Source organism: Pseudomonas sp. P4_C3, from assembly GCF_056402075.1.
In genome coordinates, this window is the sequence record NZ_JBFUIC010000366.1 from 1 (window position 1) to 3,629 (window position 3,629).

The following is a 3,629-nucleotide window of genomic DNA, read 5'->3' on the forward strand; positions in this document are numbered from 1 at the left end:
GTTCTTGGCCCTGCTCTGGCCATCGTACTCATGTTATGGCTCGCAGATATACAGCTTGTCCTGTGGTTTGCAGTAATTCCGGCAGCGGTGGCTGTGGCTCTCATTGTCACAGGCGTAAAAGAGCCCACACACCTCCCCGGTGAACACAAATTTCGATCTCCAATTCATTGGAAAGTCCTGCACGACTTCTCCTCTGGGTATTGGTGGGTTGTCATAGTTGGAGGGGTGTTTACGCTTGCCCGTTTCAGCGAGGCGTTTCTGGTATTACGGGCGCAACAGACAGGCCTGTCGATCACTTGGACTCCACTGGTGATGGTGGTGATGGCACTTTTTTATACGCTGTCCGCTTATCCTGTCGGCTGGCTATCTGATCGCATCAGTCGCACCAAACTGCTCTGTGTGGGGATGGGACTACTCGTCCTGGCGGATTTGCTGCTTGCTCAGTCCAGTTCTGTCATTCCGATGATGTTGGGCATTGCCTTGTGGGGGCTTCATATGGGATTCAGCCAAGGCATTCTTGCCTCGCTGGTAGCAGATAAAGCTCCCACGGAACTCAAGGGTACGGCCTTCGGTATTTTCAACCTTGTCAGTGGTGTATGCATGCTGATCGCCAGCGTTCTTGCGGGCTGGCTTTGGCAAAGCATTGGGTCAGACAGCACTTTCCTGACGGGTGCGCTGCTTGCCACAACAGCTCTGTTCTTACTGTTATTCAAGAATCAGTAAGCGCAACCAAAAAAAGCAAAACAAATGGTTCTGAACGAACAGCTTACCGTTTTAGGCGTCACCCGTTGTTCCGGTTCTATGCGCATTCGACCTTGGCGGTGAAGGGCTGTTTCTGGCCGACCATTGCCTGTCGTGAAGTGTATAAAACGATCCAGTATAGCGGCCAGTCCGCCAGGCTATCGTCGGCTAGTAATGGACGGGCGATGGGGCTGAGTGAGGGGCAATCCAAGCTAATTTAAGGTGCGAGGAAAGGTTGCAGTGAATGTTGTACCGGCGGTGAGAGTAGAAGTTACAGCCACTTCGCCGTAGTGCGCCCTTACAATCTCCCGAACGATGAACAGACCCAACCCGACACTTCTGAGTTCGGYATTGTCATGACTGCCACGGATCATCGGTTCGAACAAGTCCTTGAGCAACTCCAGTGGTATGGGAGTACCGAAGTTGTGCACTGTAATAATGACCGCTTGATCTTCAACGCGTGTAGAAACGGTGACTTCGCTATCGGCGGCGCCGTAAGCGACTGCATTGGCGACCAGGTTGCCGATGAGCTGATAGAGCCGATCACTGTCGGCAGAAAAATCACCTTGCCCATACCGCAGATGGGTCAACTTATGCCCGGGAAAAGCCAGGCTCAACTCGTCCAGGCAATCGGCCACCAGTTCGTGTAGATCAACGGGTTTGGGCAGGACTGCGATACCTCGCCCGACTTGCGTCAAGGTGAAATCCAGCAGATCGGCCACCAGACGCTGTGCGCGCTCTACCGAGTGTGTGATGTGGCCAAGTATTTGTGCTTGTTTAGCATCCATCGCCCTGCGGCCCAGCAGTTCCGCCGCCATTTTTATCGCCGACAATGGGTTGCGCAGGTCATGACTGACAATCCCAATAAGCTGCTCGGCGAACAGGGCTCTGTCTTCAGCCGCAGCGTACGTGATACGCAACTTGTCCTGGGTCATATCCAGTACGCGTTGGTCCTTGAGGTGTTTCGCCAAATGCCTTTCGGCAAGCATTCGGGCATTGAGCAGTTCGCGCTCGTACCTTTGGCTAGCCGCGGCTTTGAACAGCGTCATTTCATGAAATATGCCAGCAGAATGCTCACAGCTGATGGCGCTGAGCATCAATGCAATGGAATGTCCGTTGTAGTGAACCAGATCGAACTTCACGTCAGCCACGACGCCCTGTATCTGCATGAGGGGCGCCCAGTACATCTTGTGGAACGTCCTTCCCTCGAGGCTCATCAAGTCCTGGATGTGACGACCGAGCAGCTCTTCTCGCCGGTAGCCTAACCAACGGCAGAACGTGAGGTTGACCTGTACGATCTCGCCATTTTCTGCGGTCAGCAGTAAGCCGCAGTCAGCTTCGTCGAAGAGAACGTCAGAACCGGGCTGCGACTCGTCATCTGCGGGCATTTGTATTCACTGACCAATGGGGCCGATATCTGAAAAATTATAGGTACGATTCGCGCAAGGACCCTCAAAATTTACCCCTTTCGCAGTGATTGGCCTCGACATTCGGGGGGGTACACCAGCTGTGAATGACCGTTTATGGCCGATTCTGTTGAAAAAGTCGGTCCGCCCAAACTGCCTGATCATTGACCGGTGAAAACGCCTTTTTTGCACGCTTCTACGTGAAATCTGAATCCGGAASCCTCTGCSCAAAGTAARGATTTCAATCTCGGACGCGCACTTTTCCGCTGAGCAAACCATGGCCGACTTTTTCAACAGAGTCGGCCGATTGCTACCTGTCGCGAAGGCCGCAAACCCAAAGCTGTCGCTGGCCAAAGGCAGAAATCGGCCCCGATCAGTCGCTCTATGCCAGCACGGGCAGGCGAGCCAGCGCCATGACTGGCTCTTTGATTCGACCCGGGTTCCCTAGGTAAATCCGAATGCCAGACTCCTGGTCTATCCCATTGAAAAACTCATCTCGTTAAACCAGCCGATCGGCTGAGGGGCGATGCTCCAATGGGTCAGGTTGAAGTTTTTGCTCAACGCATGCCTTGGTCCTGATACTGATTTGTTGAACTCGGGCTGAAAGCACTCATCTAACACAAACGTGGGAATATTTCCCGCGTAACGATACTGACTGGCTTTGAAGGATCGTGCGGAAACCGCAGTTGCTCGTTAATGCTGCAGATTTATGACCGAGCCGGTTGGCTGGCCGCTCCAATGGGCGACCGGGAACTCACTGGACATTGCGTTCGATACGGAGATGACGACGCAACTCCAAGCGGAGGTTGCAACATGCAGCTCAAAAAATGTTTATTGGCTCTGGCGATTGGCGGAGTCCTGTCGGCATCGACTGTCCTGGTGCCCGATTACATCRGTAGTTTCTCCAGCGTKYATGCCAAAGATGGCGGCAGTGGCGGTGGTCACGGTGGCGGTGGCTCCGGAGGCGGTGGTCACGGCGGCGAAGGCGGTGGCGGCCACGGTGGTGGCAGCGGTGGCTCCGGTAGTGGAGGCTCCGGAGGTGGCGGTCACGGTGGTGACGGCGGCGGTGCCGGAGGTGGCGGTCACGGTGGTGACGGCGGTGGTGCCGGAGGTGGCGGTCACGGTGGTGATGGCGGTGGTGCCGGCGGTGCCGGTCACGGTGGCGGCGACCATGGAGAGGGTGGCGATCATGGTGCAGCAGGCCATGGCGCTGACGGTCATGGAGGCCCGGGGCGCGGCGACGCTGACCATGGTGGTATGGCCGGGAACAGAGGCCCGGGCAATGCGCATGACAACGACAAGGCGAAAGACAACGACAAGGCGAAAGACAACGACAAGGCGAAAGACAACGACAAGGCGAAAGACAACGACAAGGCGAAAGACAACGACAAGGCGAAAGACAACGACAAGGCGAAAGACAACGACAAGGCGAAAGACAACGACAAGGCGAAAGACAACGACAAGGCGAAAGACAACGACAAG

The 3,629-nt window shown here is 55.2% G+C and carries 3 protein-coding genes; 2 read left to right on the top strand and 1 reads right to left on the bottom strand.

The features are described from left to right. Positions 1-723 (top strand): MFS transporter (locus tag AC1DVH_RS27640; protein ID WP_477756467.1); only part of this gene is annotated, 723 nt, incomplete at its 5' end. A gap of 230 nt (positions 724-953) precedes the next feature. Here AC1DVH_RS27640 and AC1DVH_RS27645 read toward each other — a convergent pair. Next, positions 954-2,129 (bottom strand): sensor histidine kinase, encoded by a 1,176-nt coding sequence (locus AC1DVH_RS27645; RefSeq protein ID WP_477756468.1) that lies wholly within the window; start codon positions 2,127-2,129, stop codon positions 954-956. An 831-nt stretch (positions 2,130-2,960) separates the two neighbouring features. On the opposite strand from AC1DVH_RS27645, the gene AC1DVH_RS27650 reads away from it, so the two are divergent. Next, on the top strand, positions 2,961-3,629 hold a 669-nt coding region (locus AC1DVH_RS27650; protein ID WP_477756469.1), incomplete at its 3' end, for a hypothetical protein.